20 protein-coding genes and 2 pseudogenes are annotated in these 23,674 nt (G+C 62.7%); 20 read left to right on the top strand and 2 right to left on the bottom strand.

Going from position 1 to position 23,674, the window contains the following annotated elements; genetic code table 11:
* The first annotated feature begins 2 nt into the window (after positions 1-2).
* From GPL20_RS04155 to GPL20_RS04095, 13 genes are all read left to right on the top strand, one after another.
* Entirely contained in the window at positions 3-428 is a 426-nt protein-coding gene (locus GPL20_RS04155; RefSeq protein ID WP_157327950.1) for a ribbon-helix-helix domain-containing protein, read from the top strand.
* 134 nt (positions 429-562) lie between these two features.
* Positions 563-1,888: an MFS transporter gene (locus GPL20_RS04150; RefSeq protein ID WP_157327948.1), complete on the top strand. Its 1,326-nt coding sequence runs from the start codon at positions 563-565 to the stop codon at positions 1,886-1,888.
* A gap of 230 nt (positions 1,889-2,118) precedes the next feature.
* Positions 2,119-3,033 (top strand): P-type conjugative transfer ATPase TrbB, encoded by a 915-nt coding sequence (gene trbB, locus GPL20_RS04145; protein ID WP_157328219.1) that lies wholly within the window; start codon positions 2,119-2,121, stop codon positions 3,031-3,033.
* 1 nt (position 3,034) lies between these two features.
* On the top strand, positions 3,035-3,358 hold the full coding sequence (locus tag GPL20_RS04140) for a TrbC/VirB2 family type IV secretion system protein (protein WP_157327947.1): 324 nt from the start codon (positions 3,035-3,037) through the stop codon (positions 3,356-3,358).
* A complete protein-coding gene (locus GPL20_RS04135; protein WP_157327946.1) occupies positions 3,358-3,621 on the top strand; it encodes a VirB3 family type IV secretion system protein in 264 nt (87 codons plus the stop codon). The genes GPL20_RS04140 and GPL20_RS04135 overlap by 1 nt, the downstream gene beginning before the upstream one ends.
* A 9-nt stretch (positions 3,622-3,630) precedes the next feature.
* Complete coding sequence (trbE, locus tag GPL20_RS04130) at positions 3,631-6,072, top strand: conjugal transfer protein TrbE (RefSeq protein WP_157327945.1); 2,442 nt, start codon at positions 3,631-3,633, stop codon at positions 6,070-6,072.
* Positions 6,069-6,797: a P-type conjugative transfer protein TrbJ gene (trbJ, locus tag GPL20_RS04125; RefSeq protein ID WP_157327944.1), complete on the top strand. Its 729-nt coding sequence runs from the start codon at positions 6,069-6,071 to the stop codon at positions 6,795-6,797. The genes trbE and trbJ overlap by 4 nt, the downstream gene beginning before the upstream one ends.
* Positions 6,797-7,165, top strand: coding sequence for a putative entry exclusion protein TrbK-alt (gene trbK-alt / locus GPL20_RS04120; RefSeq protein ID WP_157327943.1), 369 nt, complete (start codon positions 6,797-6,799; stop codon positions 7,163-7,165). The genes trbJ and trbK-alt overlap by 1 nt, the downstream gene beginning before the upstream one ends.
* Positions 7,162-8,391, top strand: a complete 1,230-nt coding sequence (gene trbL / locus GPL20_RS04115; protein ID WP_157327942.1) for a P-type conjugative transfer protein TrbL — start codon at positions 7,162-7,164, stop codon at positions 8,389-8,391. Before trbK-alt ends, trbL begins: the two co-directional genes overlap by 4 nt.
* Positions 8,392-8,491: 100 nt before the next feature.
* On the top strand, positions 8,492-9,175 hold the full coding sequence (gene trbF, locus GPL20_RS04110) for a conjugal transfer protein TrbF (RefSeq protein WP_157327940.1): 684 nt from the start codon (positions 8,492-8,494) through the stop codon (positions 9,173-9,175).
* Positions 9,172-10,206, top strand: a complete 1,035-nt coding sequence (gene trbG / locus GPL20_RS04105) for a P-type conjugative transfer protein TrbG (protein WP_254125782.1) — start codon at positions 9,172-9,174, stop codon at positions 10,204-10,206. Before trbF ends, trbG begins: the two co-directional genes overlap by 4 nt.
* Positions 10,203-11,414, top strand: a complete 1,212-nt coding sequence (locus GPL20_RS04100) for a TraB/TrbI/VirB10 family type IV secretion system protein (protein WP_157327938.1) — start codon at positions 10,203-10,205, stop codon at positions 11,412-11,414. Before trbG ends, GPL20_RS04100 begins: the two co-directional genes overlap by 4 nt.
* 4 nt (positions 11,415-11,418) lie before the next feature.
* Entirely contained in the window at positions 11,419-11,661 is a 243-nt protein-coding gene (locus GPL20_RS04095; RefSeq protein WP_157327936.1) for a DUF2274 domain-containing protein, read from the top strand.
* A 140-nt stretch (positions 11,662-11,801) separates the two neighbouring features.
* On the opposite strand, the gene GPL20_RS04090 is transcribed toward GPL20_RS04095, so the two are convergent.
* Both GPL20_RS04090 and GPL20_RS04085 read right to left on the bottom strand, forming a co-directional pair.
* A complete protein-coding gene (locus GPL20_RS04090) occupies positions 11,802-12,710 on the bottom strand; it encodes a TauD/TfdA dioxygenase family protein (protein WP_157327934.1) in 909 nt (302 codons plus the stop codon).
* A 945-nt stretch (positions 12,711-13,655) separates the two neighbouring features.
* On the bottom strand, positions 13,656-14,285 hold the full coding sequence (locus GPL20_RS04085; protein WP_100232164.1) for an FMN-binding negative transcriptional regulator: 630 nt from the start codon (positions 14,283-14,285) through the stop codon (positions 13,656-13,658).
* 1,008 nt (positions 14,286-15,293) lie between these two features.
* Between GPL20_RS04085 and GPL20_RS04080 the strand changes: the two are divergent.
* The 7 genes and pseudogenes from GPL20_RS04080 (at position 15,294) to GPL20_RS04050 (ending at position 23,539) form a co-directional block, all read left to right on the top strand.
* A pseudogene (locus GPL20_RS04080) lies at positions 15,294-15,835 on the top strand (cytochrome P450).
* A gap of 87 nt (positions 15,836-15,922) precedes the next feature.
* Positions 15,923-17,521, top strand: a complete 1,599-nt coding sequence (locus GPL20_RS40095) for a cytochrome P450 (RefSeq protein WP_157327932.1) — start codon at positions 15,923-15,925, stop codon at positions 17,519-17,521.
* Complete coding sequence (locus tag GPL20_RS04070; protein WP_157328215.1) at positions 17,508-18,353, top strand: SDR family oxidoreductase; 846 nt, start codon at positions 17,508-17,510, stop codon at positions 18,351-18,353. Before GPL20_RS40095 ends, GPL20_RS04070 begins: the two co-directional genes overlap by 14 nt.
* Positions 18,353-19,696 carry a cytochrome P450 gene (locus tag GPL20_RS04065; protein WP_157327930.1) on the top strand — a complete coding sequence of 448 codons (1,344 nt, stop codon included), beginning with the start codon at positions 18,353-18,355 and terminating at the stop codon, positions 19,694-19,696. The genes GPL20_RS04070 and GPL20_RS04065 overlap by 1 nt, the downstream gene beginning before the upstream one ends.
* Positions 19,697-19,828: 132 nt before the next feature.
* Complete coding sequence (locus GPL20_RS04060; protein ID WP_167532894.1) at positions 19,829-20,827, top strand: polyprenyl synthetase family protein; 999 nt, start codon at positions 19,829-19,831, stop codon at positions 20,825-20,827.
* A 285-nt stretch (positions 20,828-21,112) separates the two neighbouring features.
* Positions 21,113-22,661, top strand: a pseudogene (locus tag GPL20_RS04055) (hypothetical protein).
* Positions 22,658-23,539 (top strand): terpene synthase family protein, encoded by an 882-nt coding sequence (locus tag GPL20_RS04050; protein WP_157327927.1) that lies wholly within the window; start codon positions 22,658-22,660, stop codon positions 23,537-23,539. Before GPL20_RS04055 ends, GPL20_RS04050 begins: the two are co-directional and overlap by 4 nt.
* Positions 23,540-23,674 lie beyond the last annotated feature (135 nt).

Below are 23,674 nucleotides of genomic sequence, written 5' to 3'. Positions count from 1 at the left end.
TTATGCGCGACCGGATGAACGTCTACTTCCCGCCAGAACTGCTGAAACAGATCTCGGAGCTCGCCGATCGCAAGAAGCTTTCTCGGTCGGCGATCGTGGAAGCGGCAGTTGTTTCGTTTCTGTCCCCGGATGGAGCGGACAGGCGGGAGGCAGCGTTCGCCAGGCGCCTCGATCGGCTGTCGCGCCAGATGCAGCGGCTGGAACGCGACGTGGGTTTGACGGCCGAGACCTTGGCTTTGTTCATTCGTTTCTGGCTGACGATTACGCCGCCGCTACCCAACGATGCGCAGGCGGCCGCGCAAATAAAGGGCAAGGAACGCTTTGAGGGATTTGTCGAGGCGCTCGGGCGCCGACTGCAAAAGGGGCAAAGCTTTCTGCGCGAGATTCCAGAAGATATCCGCCCTCAGGAGCCGGCCGAAGAAACCTGATTGAACCATGCAGCAATACCGTTTCGCCGGTCCCTTCTTTTTCTTCGCTAGCCTACGACCGCAGCGATTTAGCTGAACCGGCAGGAGCTGGTCGCGCTATCGGCTCGAAAGAGCTGACAGCAAGAGGGGCCGGCATGCAAATCTCAAAAGGACGGTGTCGAATTGCGCGGGTTTTTCTCCCTTTTGCTGCTGGATACTATCTTTCGTACCTGTTTCGAACGATCAACGCTCTGATCGCCAGCCATATCAGCTCGGACATCGGGCTTGGGAGTGCCGATCTTGGCTTGCTTACCTCGGTCTATTTTCTAGTTTTCGCGGCGGCTCAGATCCCCGTCGGCATCTTGTTGGACCGATTTGGTCCGCGTCGCGTCCAAAGTGCTCTGCTCTTGCTCGCAGCAGTGGGCGCCGGACTGTTCGCAGTATCGACCGGCTTCCTGTCACTTTTGATCGCGCGTGCAATGATCGGGCTTGGCGTGGCGGCAGCGCTCACGGCAGGTCTGAAATCCATCATCCTTTGGTTTCCCAGGGAGCGAGTTGGCTTGCTGAACGGCTACATGGTCATGTTGGGCTCGCTAGGAGCGGTGACTGCTACTGCTCCCGTCGAGCGCCTGCTCGCTTGGATGGGCTGGCGGTCGCTATTTGAGATTCTGGCAGCGGCTACTGGTGCGATAGCCATTCTCATCTATTTTGTGGTGCCTGAACGAGGCATTGTTCCATTGACAGCGCGCGCCACCCTTGGCTCCGTTTTCGGCGATCGGCGTTTCTGGTGCATTGCGCCATTGTCGGCGACTTGCGTGGGATCGGCCTGGTCCCTGCAGGGATTGTGGGCATCGCCGTGGCTGACCGACGTGGAGAGGCTTGATCGCGCAAGTCTCGTCGGACAGCTATTCATAATGTCCATCGTATTGAGCGGCGGTGCCTGGTTCTTCGGTGTGGCCGTCCATAACATCAAACGCAGAGGAATCGCGGCGGAGACGATATTGGCGATGGTTGCGGTGCTGTTTATCGCAGCCGAGTTAGCCTTGATCCTGCGAGCGCCTCTGCCGTCCATCCTACCCTGGTCTGTCATCGCAATCGTCGGAACAGCAACCGTGATCAGCTTCGCGGTGATATCAGATTACTTTCCGCCGGAGCTTGCTGGTCGTGCCAACGGCGCTTTGAACGTCTTGCACTTTGGTTGGGCATTTCTGGCACAATACGCGACAGGCTTGATCCTGGAGCAATGGCCTGCGAACGACGGCCATAGGACCATCCAAGCCTATCAGGTGGCGTTCGGCGTCAGCGTAGCGCTGCAGATCGCGGCGTTGGTCTGGTTCGTGGTGCCTTGGCGCCGATCCATCGTTTCATGGATGAGTTCAATCCTCCTCTTCGAGCCGTCTGATGTTTCCTATGCTGTCGAATCAGTTGGGTTGTATGAGGATTCGGTCATCCTGCCCGCGGATGACGATGCGGAGTGGTAAGTAGCCACTCCCAGCGAACTGATACGATTGAGTAGGCCCCATAACTCCGTTCTCAGTCTTTCTTTTTCTACGCCAGCCTACGATCTTCGAAAGCGCTTGTTGCGTCAAGTCCATCGGTGCCTCTTCTAATCATCCCCATCTGAGGACTGTCGTTCGACGTCCTCATACGGTGGGGACGAACGGTGGCAATCCATTCCATTCAATCGGAAGCGAGTTCGCGCGGCGCGCGAATGCTGCGCAGCGCGCTTGGCACGGCGATTTCCGGCTACCTCGAAGACGAAGCGATCATCGAGGTAATGCTCAATCCGGATGGGCGGTTGTGGATCGACCGGTTGTCGAATGGCCTTGTCGACACAGGCGAAACCCTGTCGGCTGCGGATGGCGAGCGCATCGTTCGCCTGGTTGCGCATCACGTCGGCGCCGAGGTGCATGCCAGCGCGCCACGGGTTTCGGCCGAACTGCCCGGGACCGGTGAGCGCTTCGAAGGTCTTTTGCCTCCGGTCGTTGCAGCGCCGGCCTTTGCTATACGCAAGCCCGCGGTCACCGTGTTTACGCTCGATGACTACATCGCCCGGAAGATTATGACCCCGGAGCAGGCCAGGATCCTGAAGAACGCGGTCGCGGTGCGCAAGAACATCCTCGTCGCCGGCGGGACATCGACCGGCAAGACGACATTGACGAACGCGCTCCTTGCCGAGGTGGCAAAGACCTCAGATCGTGTGGTTCTGATCGAAGATACACGCGAGCTTCAGTGCAAAGCGCCCAATCTCGTGGCTTTGCGGACCAAAGATGGCGTGGCCACGCTGTCGGATCTCGTCCGCTCCTCGCTGCGACTGCGTCCTGACCGCATTCCGGTCGGCGAAGTTCGCGGTGCCGAGGCACTCGATCTGCTTAAGGCCTGGGGCACGGGCCACCCCGGCGGCATTGGGACCATTCATGCGGGTAGTGCGCTTGGTGCTCTGCGGCGGCTCGAGCAACTCATCCAGGAAGCCGTCATCACGGTTCCGCGTGCCCTGATCGCTGAGACCATCAACATCGTTGCTGTGCTTGCGGGGCGCGGCACTGACCGTCGCCTCGCTGAACTCGCCCTCGTCACCGGACTCGGGGCCACCGGCGACTACAACCTTTCATCAGCAGGAGACTGACATGCGTCAGAAATTTCGTTTTCTTCGAGGTGCATCGCTTGCCGTGTACGGCATGGTGCTTTTGGGAGCGGCGCCGGCATGGGCGGCTGGCTCGAACATGCCTTGGGAGCAGCCACTCAATCAGATCTTGCAGTCGGTTGAAGGACCGGTCGCCAAGATCATCGCTGTCATCATCATCGTGGTGACCGGGCTTACGCTTGCGTTCGGGGACTCGTCAGGTGGTTTCCGCCGGCTGATCCAGATCGTGTTCGGACTGTCGATTGCGTTTGCCGCCTCGAGCTTCTTCCTGTCGTTCTTCTCCTTCGGCGGCGGCGTGGTGATCTGATGGATGATCAGGTGGCAGGCTTTGTAGTGCCCGTTCACCGCGCGCTTACTGAGCCGATTCTAATGGGCGGCGCGCCGCGGTCCGTCGCGATCGTGAACGGCACGCTTGCCGCGGCCCTTGGACTTGGATTGCGGCTCTGGATCGCGGGTCTTGTCCTCTGGTTCATCGGCCACATGGCCGCCGTCTGGGCCGCCAAACGCGATTCCGCCTTCGTCGATGTGGTGCGCCGGCATCTGCGCATTCCCGGTCATCTCAACACCTGAGCCTGCGTCATGATGAATCTTGCTGAGTATCGCCATTCCAATGCCCGCCTCGCCGACTTCCTGCCCTGGGCAGCCCTCGTCGACGAGGGGATCATCCTGAATAAGGATGGCTCGTTCCAGCGGACGGCAAAGTTCCGGGGACCGGACCTCGACAGCGCGGTGCCGGCCGAACTTGTCGGCGTCGCCGGTCGCCTGAATAACGCCCTGCGCCGCCTGGGATCTGGTTGGGCCGTATTTGTTGAGGCGCAGCGTCATTTTGCTGGGGCTTATCCTCCGAGTACATTTCCGGATGTCGCGTCTGCGCTGGTTGACGCGGAACGCAGGGCTCAGTTCGAGGAGGCGGGAGCCCATTATGAGTCCAGCTATTTCCTAACCTTCGTCTATCTGCCGCCGGAGGAAGGAGCCGCCAGGGCAGAGCGCCTGCTCTATGAAGGCCGCGATCGGACTGTTAGCGCAGACGCGCGCGAGGTGCTCCGCGGGTTTGCCGATCAAACCGACCGCGTGCTGCAGCTCGTCGAAGGGTTCATGCCAGAATGCGCCTGGCTCGATGATCAGGGCACGCTGACCTACCTGCACTCGACGATCTCAACCAAGCGCCATCGGGTTCGCGTGCCCGAAATTCCCATGTACATCGATGCGCTCTTGGCCGACCAGTCGCTGACCGGCGGACTCGAGCCAATGCTAGGCTCAGCCAATCTTCGGGTCCTGACCATTGTCGGCTTTCCGGGCGCTACGACCCCGGGGATCCTGGACGACCTGAATCGCCTGCCATTCTCGTATCGTTGGTCGACCCGGGCGATCATGCTCGACAAGACCGATGCCACCAAGCTTCTGACCAAGATTCGGCGGCAGTGGTTCGCCAAGCGAAAGTCGATTGGCGCCATTCTCAAGGAGGTCATGACCAACGAGGCGCCGACGCTGCTCGATACCGACGCCCACAATAAGGCGATTGACGCCGACGCGGCGCTGCAGGAGCTGGGTTCGGATCGGATCGGACAAGCCTTTGTCACGGCGACCATCACGGTGTGGGACGGCGATCCCGGTGCGGCCGACGAAAAACTCCGCCTGGTCGAGAAGGTTATTCAAGGCCGCGATTTCACCTGCATGATCGAGACGGTAAACGCCGTCGAAGCCTGGCTCGGCAGTCTGCCCGGGCACGTCTATGCCAATGTGCGGCAGCCACCGGTTTCGACCCTCAATCTGGCCCACATGATTCCGATGTCGGCGGTGTGGGCTGGCGAGGCGAGAGATCTGCACTTCAAGGGTCCGCCTCTTCTGTTCGGCAAGACCGAGGGATCGACGCCCTTCCGATTCTCCCTCCACGTCGGTGACGTCGGTCATACCCTCGTGGTGGGGCCGACAGGTGCTGGCAAGTCTGTCCTGCTTGCGCTGATGGCGTTACAGTTCAGGCGCTACCCGAACTCTCAGGTCTTTGCGTTCGACTTCGGTGGTTCGATCCGGGCGGCCGCTCTCGCCATGGACGGTGATTGGCACGATCTCGGCGGGGCATTGTCTGACGGAGGTGAGCAACCCGTTGCGTTGCAGCCGCTGGCTTGGATCGACGATCCTTCCGAACGCGGATGGGCCACGGAATGGATCGGCGCGATCCTGGCACGCGAGAAAGTGGAGATCACCCCCGAGGTCAAGGATCATCTGTGGTCGGCGCTGACGTCTCTTGCCTCGGCGCCGAGGGAGGAACGCACGCTCACGGGTCTGTCAGTTCTGCTGCAATCCAAGTCCCTGAAACGTGCCTTGCAGCCTTACTGCCTGGGCGGTCCCTCCGGGCGCCTGCTAGATGCCGAATTCGAACGCCTTGGCGAAGCCTCGGTCCAGGCCTTTGAGACCGAAGGTTTGATCGGGACGAGTGCGGCACCGGCCGTGTTGGCGTACCTTTTCCATCGTATTGGTGATCGTCTCGATGGCCGGCCGACACTCCTGATTGTTGATGAGGGGTGGTTGGCCCTCGATGATGAGGATTTTGCGGGGCAACTTCGGGAATGGCTGAAGACGCTTCGGAAGAAGAATGCGTCCGTCATCTTCGCCACCCAGTCCCTTTCCGACATTGATGGCTCTGCGATAGCGCCGGCGATCATCGAAAGCTGCCCAACGCGCTTGTTGCTGCCGAACGAACGGGCGATCGAACCGCAGATCACTGCCATCTACCGCCGCTTCGGCCTCAATGACCGTCAAATCGAGCTTCTGAGCCGGGCAACGCCAAAGTGCGACTACTACTGCCAGTCTCGTCGCGGCAACCGGATGTTCGAACTTGGCCTCGGTGAGATTGCGCTCGCTTTCACCGCAGCTTCTTCCAAGACGGATCAGACGACGATTGCGCAACTCCTCGTCGAACATGGTCCCGAGGGCTTTGTGCCGGCCTGGCTGCAGCACCGTGGCGTCGCCTGGGCCCTCGACCTGATCCCCAATCTCGTCAATCTGGAGAAATCGCTATGAGGCGTCTTGGCTCATTGCTGGCCGCTGGCACCATCGCTCTATCGCTTGGCATTACGATGCCTGCACGAGCGCTTATCGTCTTTGATCCCGACAACTATGTCCAGAACGTCCTGACGGCCGCGCGGGAGCTCCAGCAGATCAACAATCAGATCACATCGTTGCAGAACGAGGCACAGATGCTGATCAATCAAACGAGAAATCTAGCAAACCTGCCGTATTCGTCGCTGCAGCAACTGCAATCCTCGATCCAGCGGACCCAGCAATTGCTGGCCCAGGCCCAGCGCATCGCCTACGACGTGCAGCAGATCGACCGCGCCTTCTCGACCAGCTACGCGCCGGCCACCAGCAGCCAGTCGAGCCCGTTGCTGATCTCCAATGCTCAATCGCGCTGGCAAAATACTTACTCGGCAACGCAAGATGCGCTTCGCGTCCAGGCCGGCATCGTTGGCAATCTCGACACCAATCGCATCCAGACGTCCGCCCTCGTAACGTCGAGCCAGAGTGCTAGCGGTGCCCTGCAGGCAACTCAAGCCGGCAACCAGATCCTCGCGCTTCAAGTGCAACAACTTGCCGATCTCACGGCTGCGGCGGCGGCGCAGGGCAGGGCGCAGAGCCTCGAAGCGGCTCAGCGCGCCTCGGCTCAGGATCAAGGACGAGAACAGCTCAGGCGCTTCCTGACGCCTGGACAGGGCTATCAGTCCACCAATGTGCAGATGTTCCACTGATGACCGACGTAAAGGCATTCAAGGCGCTGTCGCTGCTTACGACAATCGGCCTAGTGGCCATCATCGCCTGCACGATTCAACTGCGTGGCGGAGATGATTCTCCGCCGACGCCGAAGGCGGGGCAGACGACCGATACAACCATCTCCGACCTCGCACGTTGCCGTGGCGTCATTCCGGAGGAGGCGGCAGGCTATCGCCATTGCCAGCAGATTTGGGCCGAAAACCGGCGTCGCTTCCTTGGCAAAAAAGACGGCATTGTAGCTCCCGGCCACGATGACTCGGCCAGTTCGACGCCTGCCCCAAAGGATCAAAGCCGGATCCCGCAGGGATATCCGAACCTGGCGGTGCCTGAGGCGAGCAACCCATGACTGGTGCGGGGATCATTGACCAGTTTCTGGAAACGTTCACGCGTTATCTCGACAATGGCTTCGGCCTTCTCGGTAGCGACGTCGGGTATCTCGCGGCGACGCTTGCGGCGATCGACATCACGCTGGCTGCGTTGTTCTGGAGTTGGGGAACTGACGAGGACATCATCGCGCGTCTCGTCAAGAAGACGCTCTTCGTGGGTGTTTTCGCCTACCTCATCGGTAACTGGAACGGCTTGGCGCGCATCGTCTTCGAAAGCTTCGCCGGCCTTGGGCTGAAAGCAACGGGCGCAAGCCTGTCCGCATCAGATCTCCTGCGCCCTGGAAAGATCGCTCAGGTCGGGCTCGACGCCGGCCGACCGCTGCTCGATTCGATCTCGAACCTGATGGGCTACATCAGTTTCTTCGAGAACTTCGTCCAGATCGTCGTTCTTCTGTTTGCTTGGGTCGTGGTGTTGCTCGCCTTCTTCATTCTGGCGATCCAACTCTTCGTCACCCTGATCGAGTTCAAGCTCACGACGCTCGCCGGCTTCGTGCTCATTCCGTTCGGACTGTTTGGTAAGACTGCCTTCGCGGCAGAGCGGGTCTTGGGTAACGTCATCTCTTCAGGGATCAAGGTCCTGGTCCTGGCCGTCATCGTCGGCATCGGTTCTACCCTGTTCTCGCAGTTCACCACGGGCTTCGGCGGCGCTCAGCCGACCATTGAAGACGCGATGACGCTGGTGCTCGCGGCGCTCTCCTTGCTAGGGCTCGGTATCTTCGGTCCGGGCATCGCAAACGGCCTTGTGTCCGGTGGACCGCAACTCGGCGGCGGCGCCGCAATTGGAACAGGCCTTGCTGCTGGCGGCATTGTTGCGGCGGGTGCGGGTCTTGCCGCCGGCGGTGCTGGTCTCGCTGGCGGCGCGATCGCGGGCGCCGCGCGTAGTGGCGGCGCCGCTATGAGCGCGGCATCAGCCGCCTACCGGAGTGGCGGCGTTGCCGGCGTCGCAGAGGCCGGCGCTTCGGCCGCCATGAGCCCGTTGCGTCGTGCAGCGGCTGCGGTCGGTGGGGGTGGGGAAGCCGGCGCGCAAGGCGCGAGCAATTCGGCCGAAGGGCAACCCGATTGGGCGCGACGCATGAAGCGCGCCGAGACCATTCGGCATGGCGCATCGGCAGCCGGCCACGCAGTCCGCTCAGGCGATCACGGTGGCGGCGGCTCCTCCGTCGATTTGTCTGAAGGAGAGCGCTGACACGCAGATCGTTGCGCCTTCGCCACCCGCTGCGCAGGTGACGCAAACGCTCATACCGCACGACTCGGAACCGATCACTCGATACTAGGGGCAACCATCGATGTTCAAACGAACTTCCGTTCATTACGGGCGCATGCCGGAACCGGTCACGCCGTATCAGAAATCAGCGCAGGCTTGGGACGAACGAATTGGATCAGCGCGCGTGCAAGCCAAGAACTGGCGCCTGATGGCGTTCGGCTGCCTGATGCTTTCAGCCGGTCTCGCAGGCAGCCTGGTTTGGCAATCGAGCCAAGGCTCAATCACGCCCTGGGTGGTCGAAGTCGATCATCTCGGCCAAGCCCAAAGGGTTGCGCCGGCCAACACCGACTATCAACCCACTGATCCGCAGATCGCCTACCATCTGGCGCGCTTTATCGAGGATGTCAGAGGCCTACCGGCCGACGGCATCGTTCTGCGCCAGAATTGGCTCCGGGCCTATGATTTTACGACCGATCGTGGCGCCGCTGCGCTCAACGACTATGCGCGCAACAATGACCCCTTTGCGAAGCTGGGCAAGGCCCAAATCTCAGTGGACGTCTCGAGCGTCATTCGCGCGTCGTCGGAGAGCTTTCGGGTCGCGTGGACCGAGCGTGTCTACGACAACGGTTCGTTGAGTTCGACCGAGCGCTGGACCGCCATTCTCACCATCGTGATCGAAACGCCGCGCGATGCCGAACGTCTGCGCAAGAATCCTCTTGGAGTCTTCGTTCGCGCCATCAACTGGTCGAAGGAGTTGAGTCAGTGACTAAGACGCTGTCCGACGTTCATTCGAAGCATCCCGTCCCGTACAGCAGAATCAGTCCGGCTCCGCCCGAATTCTTGACCGCGAAGCGAGCAGTCTTGTTTGCTCTCCTGCTTGCTTCCTCGGCGCTCGGCGCGTGCGCGACCTACATTCCGCCGGAGATCAGCTATGACACTGAAGTTCCTCCGTTACCGGCGGCGCCGGTGGCTCTCGACGACAGATCGCGACCGCTTCACGTTCCACCCCTCTGGAAGCCGGCTTTCGGCGGCAAGTCGGGAGGTAAGGAAGATGCTGAACCCGTGAGCCGGGTCGAGACCGCAAACGGCGCAGCCCGGGTCGAACCGCGCAAGCGAGGGTATTTCAACGCGGCGCAGATCTACGCCTACAGTCCCGGGGCGCTCTATCAGATCTACGCCGCGCCGGGGCAGATCACGGATATCGCGCTCGAGGAGGGAGAACAGTTGACGGGATCAGGACCGATCGCGGCCGGAGATACCGTGCGCTGGGTCGTGGGCGATACCGAGAGCGGGAGCGGCGACACACGGCGCGTCCATATCTTGGTCAAGCCGACCCGAGCTTCGATCGAGACTAACCTAGTGGTCAATACTGACCGGCGCACCTACCTGATCGAGCTCCGCTCCCGCGAACGCCCATACATGCCGTCTGTCGCCTGGTACTACCCAGAAACTGCACGGGAACGATCGCGTTCGGTCGCTCTGAAGCCCGTTCTTCCGAACCCGGCGCAGCGCATCTTCCGCTATGCGATCAAAGGAGACAATCCTCCCTGGCGGCCGCTCACCGCATATGACGATGGCCGCAAGGTCTATGTCGAATTCCCGCAAGGCATCGTGCAAGGTGAGATGCCTCCGCTCTTTGTCATCGGACCGGATGGCAAAACCGAGCTCGTCAACTATCGCGCCTCCGGTAACGTGCTGATCGTCGATCGGCTGTTTGCAGCCGCTGAACTACGGCTCGGGGGTGAACACCAGCAGAAAGTCAGGATTGTCAGGACAGACGGGAGGCCGTCGTCATGAGCAGCTTGAGTGGAAACGATCACGAGCAATCCGTCCCATCAGCGACACAAGAGGATCCGTCCGGAAGCTTCCGCCTGAGAGCAGAGCAACCGCGAGTAACCCGGTTGTCGCGGAAAGTTCTCGCCGGAGGGACTGCTGTCGTGTTGTTCGTCATCGGTGGAACCGTGTTGTGGTCGCTAGCGAGCAACCGCCATCGAAATCAGGCGACCGATGAGGTTTACAGCACCGATCACCACAATGTTGCCGACGGCATAACGGCGCTGCCCAAAGACTACGCTGGCGTTCCGCGCCAGGCAGTCCCGCAGCTTGGCCCGCCGCTACCCGGGGATCTCGGTCGACCGATTCTTGCAGCCCAAGGCCAGTCGCCGACGAACGGCGCTGATCCGGACCAGCAGCGCCGGGATCAAGAGACCGAAGCAGCCCGCATCAGCCATCTGTTCGCTTCGACGAATGGGAGAGAAGTGCGTCCGCCCGCCGCGGCGGCTGTTGGAGGCGACCGCGTCGCGCTACCGAACGCAACGGGCACGGTCGACGATGGATCTGCGCAGAACGGACAGGCCCGAAAGCTTGCCTTCGTGAACGCCTCCGTGGACCGCCGCACGGTCAGCCCTGACCGCGTCACCAGGCCCGCTTCACCATATCTCGTTCAGGCTGGGACGGTTATTCCGGGAGCCCTGATCACCGGAATCCGATCGGACCTGCCAGGCGAAATTACGGCGCAGGTAACCGAGAATGTCTATGACACGCCGACCGGCCGCTTTCTGCTTGTGCCCCAGGGAGCGCGTCTGATCGGGATCTACGATAGCCAGGTCACTTTCGGCCAGTCACGCGTGCTGCTCGTCTGGACCCGGCTGATCATGCCGAATGGACGGTCTATCGTTCTCGAGCGGCAGCCTGGCGCTGACACCGCAGGTTACGCGGGCCTTGAAGACCAAGTCGACAACCACTGGGGAGAGCTGTTCAAGGCCGCGGCTCTATCGACGTTTCTGGCGGTCGGCACCGAACTTGGGGCCGGCTCGGACACCAACAGCAACGACAGCGCCATCATCCAGGCATTGCGACACGGTGCCTCGGATTCACTGAACCAGACCGGGCAGCAGGTCGTCCGTAGAAGCCTCAACATCCAGCCGACTCTAACCGTACGACCTGGTTTCCCGGTTCGTGTTCTTGTCAACCATGATCTGATACTTACCCCATATAGAGGGTGACAACATGTCCAAACTTAAAATAGGAGAGCTTCCAGACGACAAGCCGGTCAAAGTGACTGCGGAGCTGCCCGCCGCCGTGCATCGTGATCTCATCGCCTATGCAGAAGTGCTTACGCGTCAGGGTGGTCAAGTGGTCGATCCGACTAAACTCATCGCCCCCATGTTGGCGCGCTTTATGGCCACTGACCGAGGATTTTCTAAACTGAAACGTGAAGCCCACATACCGGCCGCCGGTGAAGGACAGTGATGCTCGTGGTTGCGAAGCGCTGCCGAGTTGGCATTAAGAGCTGAGATATGGCGTCGGTGTGCTTTCGAGTTTTCCCGAAACAACTCCGATTACGAATTTTTCCCAGTTTTCAGCCGGGGGCGCTGGGAGTCGACGTGCAGTTATTCGGTCACCTTCAGTCGCGTTACACTGCTCCGGCCATCGACACTGAGAGGCACGTCACCCTCGATCGTGGCCCGACGTACGACGCGATGCTGGTCCCCGTAATCGTTGACCGCGTAATGCTGCGTTGCGCGGTTATCCCACAGCGCAATATCGCCCTCTAGCCAATTCCAGCGCACAGTGTTTTCGGGCGCGGTGATGTGGGACTGGAGCAGATCGAACAGCTTTTGTCCGTCGTATTTGCGGATGCCAATAAAGTGCTTCACCAAGGCGCCGAGCACTAGCGTCCGCTCGCCTGTTTCGGGATGGACGCGTACGACGGGATGCTCGGTCTCAAAAACCGTTCTGGTGAACACCTCCTCAAAATGCTTCTTGTCGACCTCGCGGACCCGCGCGATCCCGGCGTAATCGAAGACGTTGCTGTGAACGGCCCATAGGCCCTCGGCAAGCCGTTGTAGCGGCGGGGGCAAACCAAGATAAGCGGCAGCTGTGTTCGACCACACGGTGTCGCCTCCGAACGTTGGCATTACAACGGCCCGCAGGACCAGAATCTTTGGATAGGCGTCGGCGAAGGTCCCATCCGCATGCCAAACGTCGGCGCGACCGCCGCCGCGAGTGGAGTCGAGTTCGAGGAGCGACGCCATCCCCTTGGTAGCAGCGAGCATCGGATGTGGCACTAGCTTTCCGAGACGAGCGGCAAAGCGCTCATGCTCAGCGTCATTCAGATGTCCTTGATTGCGGAAGAAGATCACCTTGTGCTCGAGCAATAATCTGTTGATCGCGGCGATCATGTGATCCGGTAGGTCGCCCGATAGCTTGATATTCTTGACTTCGGCACCGATGCGCGCTGCACGTTTCACAACATCGGTCCTCGGAATGACGCATCCGACCAAAGCGTTTGTGCTCATCTTGCTTTTCCAAGCCCTTGCAGTTCTTCCTCGCCCCTTAAATGATCTTCAGCAAGCATCGTGCCAAGCGAAACACAAGCATGTACTCGACAATGGGCAGTAAACGAATCGTGGCATTTGGCGCGGGACCTCGAACTGAACCCGTTGTTGGGCCGAGTGACGAAAGAACTCGCTCACCGAGCTCACCCCTTCGAGTGTCGAATCGCGAAGCGGACAGCAGTAGCGAGAAAACGGCAAATCTGCAGTCATGCTGTAATCACTAACTGCGTTGAAGAAACCAATGCTTCTGTAGAATTGGCAATAGTTATGGTGCATGAATCATGTAGTCCGGCCCTGCCGCGCGCAAGCGCGCCTCGGAAACAAATGATCCAAGATTTATACGTTGGCGAGATCCAGACTGCGGGCAAGTTCTGTCTCAACTGGCATATCGCTCGCTATGACGATGACGGCTCCTTCGGGGGCGAATCATTGCCTGCATATACAAGCGCAGCCGCTCTTGCTTGCTCATGCTCCTAAACTGAGTTGCGCGGCTCGCAAATGTCAAAATGTCGCTGACGTGAGTCTCGATTGCAAGTCCTTGCACTTGCGCGCGAATTGGTTCAACAATGTAATTGCTTTGGTGGCGAGAGAGAGTTTGGAGAGCGTGAGCATTGCTGCCTGAGTGGCTCTGTTGGATCGTTTTGTTTTAAGCAATAGCCATCCCAGGCAGCGGGGGGCGCAAAGTCGAATGGGCTTTCGAAAGTCTGAAACCTTACTATGCGCGTTGTACTGGACCTGACACGAGATTGTGCCTCTGTCAGAATACCGACAGGTGTCTGCACAGTGCGGCAAGCCCGAGCTGACGTTTCCGTTCGTGATCGCGAGGTAATTGATGGCCCGACCGCTGCAGTCTGTGAGAGCTGTAGATGTAAGATGGCTGCGGCGCCGGTCTTGCACATTATCGTCTCAGTCCTGAACCAAGATAAGAGCTGCAACTTCCTGGTCCCGTGGTAGTTTGCTCGCCGCTAAGCCGGTGGCGATACCAATGCGATCAGGCGCGGGGCGGTTTTGGCTCATCTTGCGTTTGCCTTCGACCATGGTGATCGGGATGCGCACGCCGACGATTTCACGCAACTGGGCGGCGACGAAATCCGCGGGAGCATCGCTGACGGCCCAGGGCGTCGCACGTGACGTCTCATGGATATTCGTCAGACGAGTCACAACCTCAAGCAGGCGAGTGGGATCGTCGAAGAACTCAATCGGCCCATGGGCGTGGACCGCGATGTAATTCCATGTCGGCACCACATGTTCAGCTTGTCGCTTGCTGGGATACCAGGATGGCGTCACATAAGCCTCTGCGCCAGTAAAGATCGCCAGAGCTTCTCCGATCGGGGCCGTGCGCCATTGCGGATTGCCCTTCGCCAGATGCCCGTATAACGTACCGTGTTCGCCTTCGCTCTCATCGAGGAAGAGCGGAAGAGGCGTCGCAAGTGGCCCATCTAATGTCGCTGTGACTAGGGTGGCCAATCGGGCGCAGCGGATTGTCGCTCGAATGTTCTCGATGTCGTCATCTCGAAAGTGGGTTGGTATGTACATGAAGACTCTCCGTTGGTGGTCGTCGAGATAAACGCAAGTCAATGTGCGAGAAAGCTGCCAATTTCAGTCGCTCCCCGTAGAGCGTCTCGCTTCCTGTTTTGACGTGACCGCTTCGGATTTATTTGGGACGGGGGCGATTCCACTCAGCCGCTTCAGTCCGTCGAGCTCTGTTTCCGTAGCTATTTTCCTGCGGGCTGATCCAGGCATTCATGGACCTTTAGAGATCTCACCCGGGGTCGCCTGTATGTAGTGATCGGGCAGCTGTCCTTCGACACGCACCGAGGCGCGTTTGGCAAGCTAGCTCCTTGATCTCGGCAAGATCGACGCCGACCTCAAAAGCCGCCTTCATCGTCTGAACTGCGTCGATGGGTACAGGTCCTAGGTGATCGCAACCAACCCATCATTAAAACACGAAAGTTCCCGCCTATGGTGGACGCCCTCGCGCGGGGGCAATCGGCAGAGGAGATTGTCGACGATTTTCCATCGCTGACGCGGATCAGGTTGAGGCGGCGATCGAATACGCCAAGGCGTTCCCAACCGAGGGTGTCCCTATCTCTCGCGGAGTCTGAAGCGGCGCCGGCAGAGCTAGCCGGCCTTGGGTTCGATGACGAAGCCGAGGCGGGCGAGGTCGCGCCGCGCCGGATTTCGTGACCGTGCAGTTCGTCGACGAGAACGCGCTTCGAAGTTTGGCACGGATGCTAACGTGAACGTGCGCAAGTGGCTTGCAACACGCTCCTGGACTAAAGCGCTCTTGGCGAGCCGAGCAGCGCATCGCGCTGCAGGTCCGTGTTCTGAGACGCGCATGCGGCCGGGACCAGGCGCTTAGCTTAGGGGGCTACTACAAGATTCGGTAGCTGGCTAAAGCCAACATTAGGCTCCAGGGTTCGGTCGCCGTCCCCGCCGATCATCGTTGACGAACAGAAGTGAACGCAAGCGCACGTGAAGCCGGTGACCGTAGCGCGTGCGGGCACTTCCGCCCTTCCATCGCTTAGAGAGTGAAGTGCCACCGTGTCCGAACAACCCCTGCCGATGCTGCCGATGTGGCGCATCGATCACATTGAGCCATCGCCCGAGATGTTGGCGCTACGCGCCAACGGTCCGATCCACCGCGTGCGTTTCCCGTCCGGGCACGAAGGCTGGTGGGTGACAGGCTACGACGAGGCCAAGGTGGCGCTGTCCGATGCGGCGTTCCGGCCGGCGGGAATGCCGCCGACGGCGTTCACCCACCGACGTGACCATCGCGGGCGTGCATATTCCCGCGCGGAGAGCAAGGTGCTGGTCGGCCTGCCGGCTACGTCGTTCGATCCGCGGAATTTCGACGAGCCGGGAATCTTCGACATAGGACGCCAGGAAAAACCGCACCTGGCGTTCTCCCACGGGCCGCACTCCTGCATCGGCGGGGAGCTGGCCAAGGCTGGAACTCAAGGCGGTGTTCGGTTCGATCTTTCCAGCGCTTTCCCGCGCTGCGCCTGGCCGTCGCGCCCGAACAATTGAAGTTGCGCAAGGAGATCATCACTGGCGGGTTCGATGAGTTCCCGGTTTTCTGGTGATGTGCGGACGCGGCTGGGGGACGCGATCGTGTTTGCGGGCGCACCTCTCGTGCACCGGTCAGATCAGCCAGCCAACAGGTAATGAAGATGGACGTCCAAGAAACCACGACAGCATGCCGGGACGCCTTCGCCGAACTGGCGTCGCCGGCGTGGATCCACGATCCGTATCCGTTCATGCGGTGGTTGCGCGACCACGACCCGGTGCATCGCGCGGCGTCGGGCCTCTTTCTGTTGAGTCGACACGCCGACATCCACTGGGCTCTCAAGGCCACAGGCGATGCGTTTCGGGGACCGGCGCCGAGCGAACTGGCGCGTTATTTTCCGCATGCGGCGACCAGCCTGTCGCTCAATCTGCTGGCCTCCACACTAGCGATGAAGGACCCACCGACGCATACGCGTCTGCGCCGGCTGATCTCGCGCGATTTCACCATGGGCCAGATCGACAACCTGCGGCCGAGCATCGCGCGCATTGTCGAAGCGCGGCTGGACGGCATGGCGCCCGCGCTGGAGCGTGGGGAGGCCGTGGACCTGCATCGGGAATTCGCGCTGGCCTTGCCAATACTGGTCTTCGCCGAACTGTTTGGCATGCCCCAGGACGACATGTTCGGGCTCGCCGCCGGCATCGGCGCCATTCTGGAAGGCCTGAGCCCGCACACCAGCGATCCCCGGCTCGCCGCGGCGGACGCGGCCAGTGCCAGAGTGAAGGCCTACTTCGGCGGTCTCATACAGCGCAAGCGCACCGATCCCAGCCACGACATCGTGTCGATGCTGGTCGGCGCACACGACGACGATGCCGACACGCTGTCAGATGCGGAGTTGATCAGCATGTTGTGGGGCATGCTGCTGGGTGGCTTCGCCACCACTGCTGCGACCATCGACCATGCGGTCCTGGCGATGCTGGCCTATCCCGAACAGCGGCACTGGCTGCAGGGAGACGCCATGGGGGTGAAGGCATTCGTCGAAGAAGTCCTGCGCTGCGACGCGCCGGCAATGTTCAGCTCCATTCCGCGTATCGCCCAGCGCGACATCGAATTAGGCGGCGTGGTGATCCCGAAGAACGCGGACGTGCGCGTGCTGATCGCGTCTGGCAATCGCGACCCTGACGCCTTCGCCGATCCCGACCGCTTCGATCCCGCGCGGTTCTACGGCACCAGTCCCGGCATGTCGACCGACGGGAAGATCATGCTGAGCTTCGGCCACGGCATCCACTTCTGCCTCGGTGCGCAACTGGCCCGGGTGCAGTTGGCCGAAAGTTTGCCGCGGATTCAGGCGCGCTTCCCCGCGCTGGCATTGGCCGAGCTGCCCACCCGGGAGCCCTCCGCATTCCTTAGGACGTTCCGCGCGCTGCCGGTGCGGCTGCGTGCGCAGGGGGCTGAGATGCGCGTGGTGGTCGACCAAGATCTGTGCGGGACCAGCGGACAGTGCGTGCTGACGCTACCGGGTACTTTTCGCCAGCGCGAACCGGACGGCGTCGCCGAAGTGTGCGGGGCGACCGTCCCGCAGGCGCTGCACGTCGCCGTGCGGCTCGCAGCCAGCCAGTGCCCGGTCGCCGCCATTCGCGTCATCAGAAGCGAAGCTGGCGGTGACGAGCGCGCCAGCGCCGACAGTGCGCCTTCTCCGGCGGAGGCGGAGCGGCATGCCGCGCGAGATCAACGCAATCCAGGAGGACACCATGGGACGGTTTGAAGGCAAGGTAGCCGTGGTGACCGGCGCCGGCGCCGGGATCGGCAAGGCATGCGCCCTCGCCATCGCGCGCGAGGGCGGCAGAGTGGTGGTCGCCGACATCGATGGCTCGGCGGCCTCGGCGTGCACCGCGCAAATCGCTGCCGAGGCGGGTCGCGCGCTCGCCCTGGCCATCGACATCGCCGAGGCGCAGGCTGTGGCAGCGCTGTTCGATACGGCGGCGCGGCACTTCAGTGCGGTCGATCTCCTGGTGAACAACGCGGGCGCCATGCATCTGACTCCGCGCGACCGCGCGATCCTCGACCTGGACCTGGCGGTCTGGGATGAGACCATGGCAACCAATCTGCGCGGCACATTGCTCTGCTGCCGGCAGGCCATCCCAGGGATGATCGCCCGCGGCGGTGGCGCGATCGTCAACATGTCGTCTTGCCAGGGGCTCAGCGGTGACATTGCGCTGACGTCCTACGCCGCATCGAAGGCGGCGATGAACATGCTATCGGCCTCGCTCGCCACCCAGTACGGTCATGCGCAGATCCGCTGCAACGCGGTTGCGCCGGGTCTCATCATGACCGAGCGTCTCCTGGCCAAGCTCGACGAGTGCATGCAACGGCATCTGCGCCGGCACCAGCTCCTGCCGCGCGTCGGCCGCCCCGAGGACGTGGCCGCGCTGGTGGCGTTCCTGCTCTCCGACGATGCTGCGTTCATCACCGGACAAGTGGTGTGCATCGACGGCGGCATGCTGGCGCATGTGCCGACGTACGCCGACGGTGGGAACAGCCGCGCCGCGCGGCCTTCCGGCGAGACCGCCGAAGCGGCTGCGTCGCCGCGCTGCTGATGGACATGCTGCTCAACCCGCTGAACCGCCGAGATCGGTTGCGGCACGACATCCCGGTCGTGCCCGGCGCTTTCCCCTTGGTCGGGCATCTTCCCGCCATCGTCTGCGACCTGCCGCGCCTGCTGCGGCGCGCGGAACGGACGCTGGGCAGCCACTTCTGGCTGGACTTCGGCCCTGCCGGACACATGGTGACCTGTCTGGATCCGGATGCGATCGCACTGCTCCGGCACAAGGACGTGTCCTCGGCGCTGATCGAAGATATCGCGCCCGAATTGTTTGGCGGAACGTTGGTCGCCCAGGACGGCGGCGCGCACCGGCAGGCGCGCGGTGCGATCCAGGCGGCGTTCCTGCCCACGGGGCTGACCCAGGCCGGCGTCGGCGAGCTGTTCGCGCCCGTCATCCGGGCGCGGGTGCAGAGGTGGCGCGACCGCGGCGACGTAACCATCCTGCGCGAAACCGGCGATCTGATGCTCAAGCTCATCTTCAGCCTCATGGGAATCCCCGCGGAGGACCTGCCGGAATGGCGTCGCAAGTACCGGCAACTGCTGCAGTTGATCGTCGCGCCCCCGGTGGACCTGCCCGGACTGCCCTTGCGGCGCGGTCGCGCCGCCCGCGACTGGATCGATGCGCGGTTGCGCGACTTCGTTCGCGACGCGCGCGAACATGCCGCGCGCACCGGGTTGATCAACGACATGGTGAGCGCCTTCGATCGCAGCGACGATGCGCTCTCCGATGAGGTCCTCGTCGCCAATATCCGCTTGCTGCTGCTTGGTGGTCACGACACCACCGCTTCAACGATGGCCTGGATGGTGATCGAGCTGGCGCGGCAGCCTGGGCTGTGGGACGCTCTGGTCGAGGAGGCGCAACGCGTGGGCGCGGTGCCGACGCGGCACGCCGACTTGGCGGAGTGTCCGGTCGCCGAGGCGCTGTTCCGCGAGACGCTGCGCATGCATCCGCCGACGCCGCTCCTGGTGCGTCGCGCAGTGCGTGAATTGCGACTCAGCCAACGGCACATTCCCGCGGGCACCGATCTGTGCATCCCGCTGTTGCATTTCTCGACCTCGGCGCTGCTGCACGAGGCGCCTCATCAGTTTCGCTTTGCGCGGTGGCTGGAACGCACCGAGCCGATCCGGCTGGCGGACATGCTGCAGTTCGGTACCGGTCAACACGTCTGCATCGGTTACCACCTGGCATGTCTGGAACTGGTGCAGTTCTGCATCGCCTTGGCACTGACGATGCACAAGGGCGGGGCGCGGCCGCGGTTGCTGAGCGGCGTCGAAAAAGGCCGGCGCTATTACCCGACCGCACATCCGTCCATGACTATGCGCATCGGATTCTCATGAGCTGGCATCACATGCCCCTGCGGCGAGGCAGTGGCGTCCGCGACGCGCGGCAGTGCTGCACCCGGCGCGCGCACGGTGCGACGCAGACAACACTGCGGCGGCTCGCCTGTCAGGGGCAAGGACATGGACAACATGCAGACCGGTTCTACGCCACACGATGACAGAGCTGGTAATTCCGCGCTCGGCAGATTGGGCGCGCAGGCGGGCGGCGCATCCGGCAGCCTGCTGCCCGAGATCTGGATGCATGAGGGCGCAAACCGCGTCGAACAGTTGCTGGCGCGTCTTCTCTGCGCCGAACATGACGGTGAGACCGAGCTCATGGCGGCGATGCGCTACGCCACCTTGCAGGGCGGGAAGCGCACCCGCGCCTTGCTCTGTCTGGCTGCCGGCACGCTGGCCGACGCGCCGGCGCACATGCTCGATGACGTCGGCGCCGCCATCGAGATGATGCACGCCAGCACCCTGGTCCATGACGATCTGCCCGCGATGGACGACGACGTGCTTCGTCGCGGCCTTCCGACCGTGCACGTCAAGTACGGCGAAGCTACTGCGATCCTGGTCGGCGATGCGCTGCAGGCGCACGCCTTCCTCACTCTTGCGAGCCTGGATGCGCCTGGCAACAACAGTATCGCGCTCGTGCGCGAACTGGCGCAGGCGGTGTCAGCCCACGGTGCCGCAGGCGGGCAGGCCATGGATCTGTCTCTGGTGGGAAAGCACGTCGAGCTGGACAGGATCGTGACGATGCACCGGATGAAGAGCGGAGCGCTAGTGCGCGCGTCCGTTCGCATGGGCGCCCTATGCGCTCTCGCGGAGAATGCCGCGCACGCAGCGCTGTACTGTGCGCTCGATCACTACAGCGCCTGTTTCGGCCTGGCGTTGCAGGTGATCGACGACATTCTCGACGTGACAGCGGATACCGCGACGCTGGGCAAGACCCCTGGCAAGGACGCGGCGGCGCAGAAGCCGACCTGCGCGTCGATCATGGGACTTCAGGCAGCACGCCAGTTCGCGCTGGATCTTTTGCGCGATGCCGGGGAGGCCATCGCGCCGCTGGGGCCGCGTGCGGCACGATTGGCGCAACTCCTACAGCGGGCCAATGGGTATCTATTCAAGCACGCGCCATGCACATGAGCGCGCCCGTCCGCATGGAGACGCCCCTTTGCCGCTGCAATCGACCGGCGACAGAGGTACATGCTGCACTTTGTCCGAGTCGCGGTGCCGATCGCAGCGGTTGCCCGCCCCGGCGCACGCGGCGCCCCGCGCGCAAGCCTACGCGGTGGACCGGCGCCAGCATCGGGGACCTCGCCGCGCCGGAGCAGGGCGGCCGTCCAGCGCTGCCTATGCGACGAGCTTGCGGCCACATGCGCAGCGTCTGTCCGATCCCGGTTCTCAAGCGCCTGCATAGGGAAAATCAGCGTGAACGCGCTCTCCGAACAGATCCTTTCCGAATTGCGCGGCCTGCTGAGCGAAATGAGCGATGGCGGCAGCGTCGGTCCGTCTGTCTACGACACGGCGCGGGCGCTGCGCTTCCACGGCAAAGTCACCGGACGGCAGGACGCTTACGCGTGGCTCATCGCGCAGCAACATGCCGACGGCGGATGGGGAAGCGCAGACTTCCCGCTGTTCCGGCATGCGCCCACTTGGGCAGCGTTACTGGCATTGCAGCGTGCCGATCCTCTTCCCGGTGCTGCCGACGCAGTCCAGGCTGCAACCCGGTTTCTCCGGGTCCAACCCGATCCCTACGCGCATGCGGTGCCGGAAGACGCGCCGATCGGCGCGGAGCTGATCCTGCCGCAGTTTTGCGGTGAGGCCGCATCCTTGCTGGGTGGCGTAGCGTTTCCGCGCCATCCAGCGCTGTTGCCGTTGCGGCAAGCGCGCCTGGACAAGCTGGGGGCGGTGGCGATGTTGCCGAGCGGTCATCCGTTGCTGCACTCCTGGGAAGCCTGGGGGACGTCGCCGACGACCGCATGCCCGGATGACGAGGGCAGCATCGGCATCAGTCCGGCGGCCACCGCCGCCTGGCTTGCGTACGCCCTGACGCGGGGAAGCACGCCGGAGGTGGGGCGCGCCGATGCGTATCTCCAGATGGCATCGCGGGCGACGCGCAGCGGCATCGAAGGCGTCTTTCCGAACGTGTGGCCGATCAATGTATTCGAGCCATGCTGGTCGCTGTACACCCTGTATCTGGCCGGGCTGTTCGCGCATCCCGCGCTCGCCGAGCCGGTCCGCGTGATTGTCGCGCAGCTCGCCGTCCGCCTGAGCGTGCGCGGTCTGGGCCCGGCCTTGCATTTCGCGGCTGATGCGGACGACACCGCCGTTGCGTTATGCGTCCTGCACCTTGCAGGCCGCGACGCGGCGGTCGATACGTTGCGCCATTTTGAAATCGGCGAGCTTTTCGTCACCTTCCCCGGCGAGCGCAATCCCTCGGTGTCGACCAACATCCACGCCCTGCATGCGTTGCGACTGTTGGGAAAGCCCGCCGCCCGCACCAGCGCCTACGTCGAGGCCAATCGCAACCCGCACGGTCTATGGGACAACGAAAAATGGCACGTTTCGTGGCTGTATCCCACCGCGCATGCGGTCGCTGCGCTGGCGCAAGGCGAGCCCCAGTGGCGGGACGAGCGCGCGCTGGCGGCGCTGCTGCAGGCGCAGCGCGGCGACGGCGGCTGGGGCGCCGGTCGCGCGTCCACCTTCGAGGAAACCGCCTATGCGTTGTTCGCGTTGCGCGTGATGGACGAGAGCGAAGAGACCACAGGGCGCCGGCGCATCGCGCAGGTGGTGGCGCGTGCGCTGGAGTGGATGCTCGCCCGCCATGCAGCGCATGCATTGCCGAAAACGCCGTTGTGGATCGGCAAGGAACTGTATTGCCCCACTCGGGTCGTGCGCGTGGCCGAACTCGCCGGGTTGTGGCTGGCGCTTCGTTGGAGCGGCGCGTCGTAACGAGGGAGCAGGAGCGGCGCCATGATCCAACCAGAGCGCGCGCTGCATCAGGTGCTGGAGTGGGGGCGTTCCCTGACCGGCTTCGCTGACGAGCATGCCGTGGAAGCGGTCAATGGCGGCCAGTACATTCTGCAGCGTATCCGCCCGAGCCTGCGCGACATCAGCGTCCGCACCGGTCGCGATCCGCAGGACGAAACACTGATCTTGGCGTTCTATCGCGAACTGGCGCTGCTGTTCTGGCTCGACGATTGTAACGACCTTGGCCTGATCTTGCCGGAGCAGCTCGCCGCGGTGGAGCAGGCGCTGGGGCGGGGCGAGCCGTGCGCGCTCCCCGGATTCGAGGGCTGCGCTGTGCTGCGAGCTTCGCTGGCCGCGCTCGCCTACGACCGTCGCGACTACGCTCAGCTGCTCGAGGATACCCGGCGCTACTGCGCGGCGCTGCGCGCCGGACACGCGCAGACGGCAGGGCCGGAACGCTGGTCCTACGCCGAGTACCTGCACAACGGCATCGATTCGATAGCCTACGCGAACGTGTTCTGTTGCCTGTCGTTGCTGTGGGGGCTGGACATGGCAACCTTGCGCGCGCGTCCCGCGTTTCGCCAGGTCCTGCGGCTCATCTCCGCGATAGGACGCCTGCAGAACGATCTGCACGGACGGGACGTGGACAGGTCGGCCGGCGAGGCCGACAACGCGGCGATCCTGCTGCTGCAGTGCTATCCAGCTATGCCTGCGGTGGAGTTCCTCAACGACGAGCTGGCCGGCTATACGCGCATGCTGCACCGGGTGATGGCTGAAGAGCGCTTTCCGGCGCCGTGGGGATCGTTGATCGAGGCCATGGTGGCCATCTGCGCGCGGTACTACCAGACCTCGGCCGGCCGGTACCGCAGCGACTCTGCGGGGTGAGGCCAGCGTTCGCCGGCCTGAACGCGCGGGGGGCGGCGGCGTGCGCGCGCTGCCGCGGTCCGGTCCGACGCAACGCCGTCGCCCGAGGCAACGGACGGAGCGAGCAGGAGCAACACCGCTCTGAGCTGGCGCAAG

This window comes from Bradyrhizobium cajani (assembly GCF_009759665.1).
In the GTDB taxonomy this organism is placed as follows: Bacteria; Pseudomonadota; Alphaproteobacteria; order Rhizobiales; family Xanthobacteraceae; genus Bradyrhizobium; species Bradyrhizobium cajani.
Note: the sequence above shows the minus strand (reverse complement) of the source record. Positions and strands in the feature narration are given on the sequence as shown.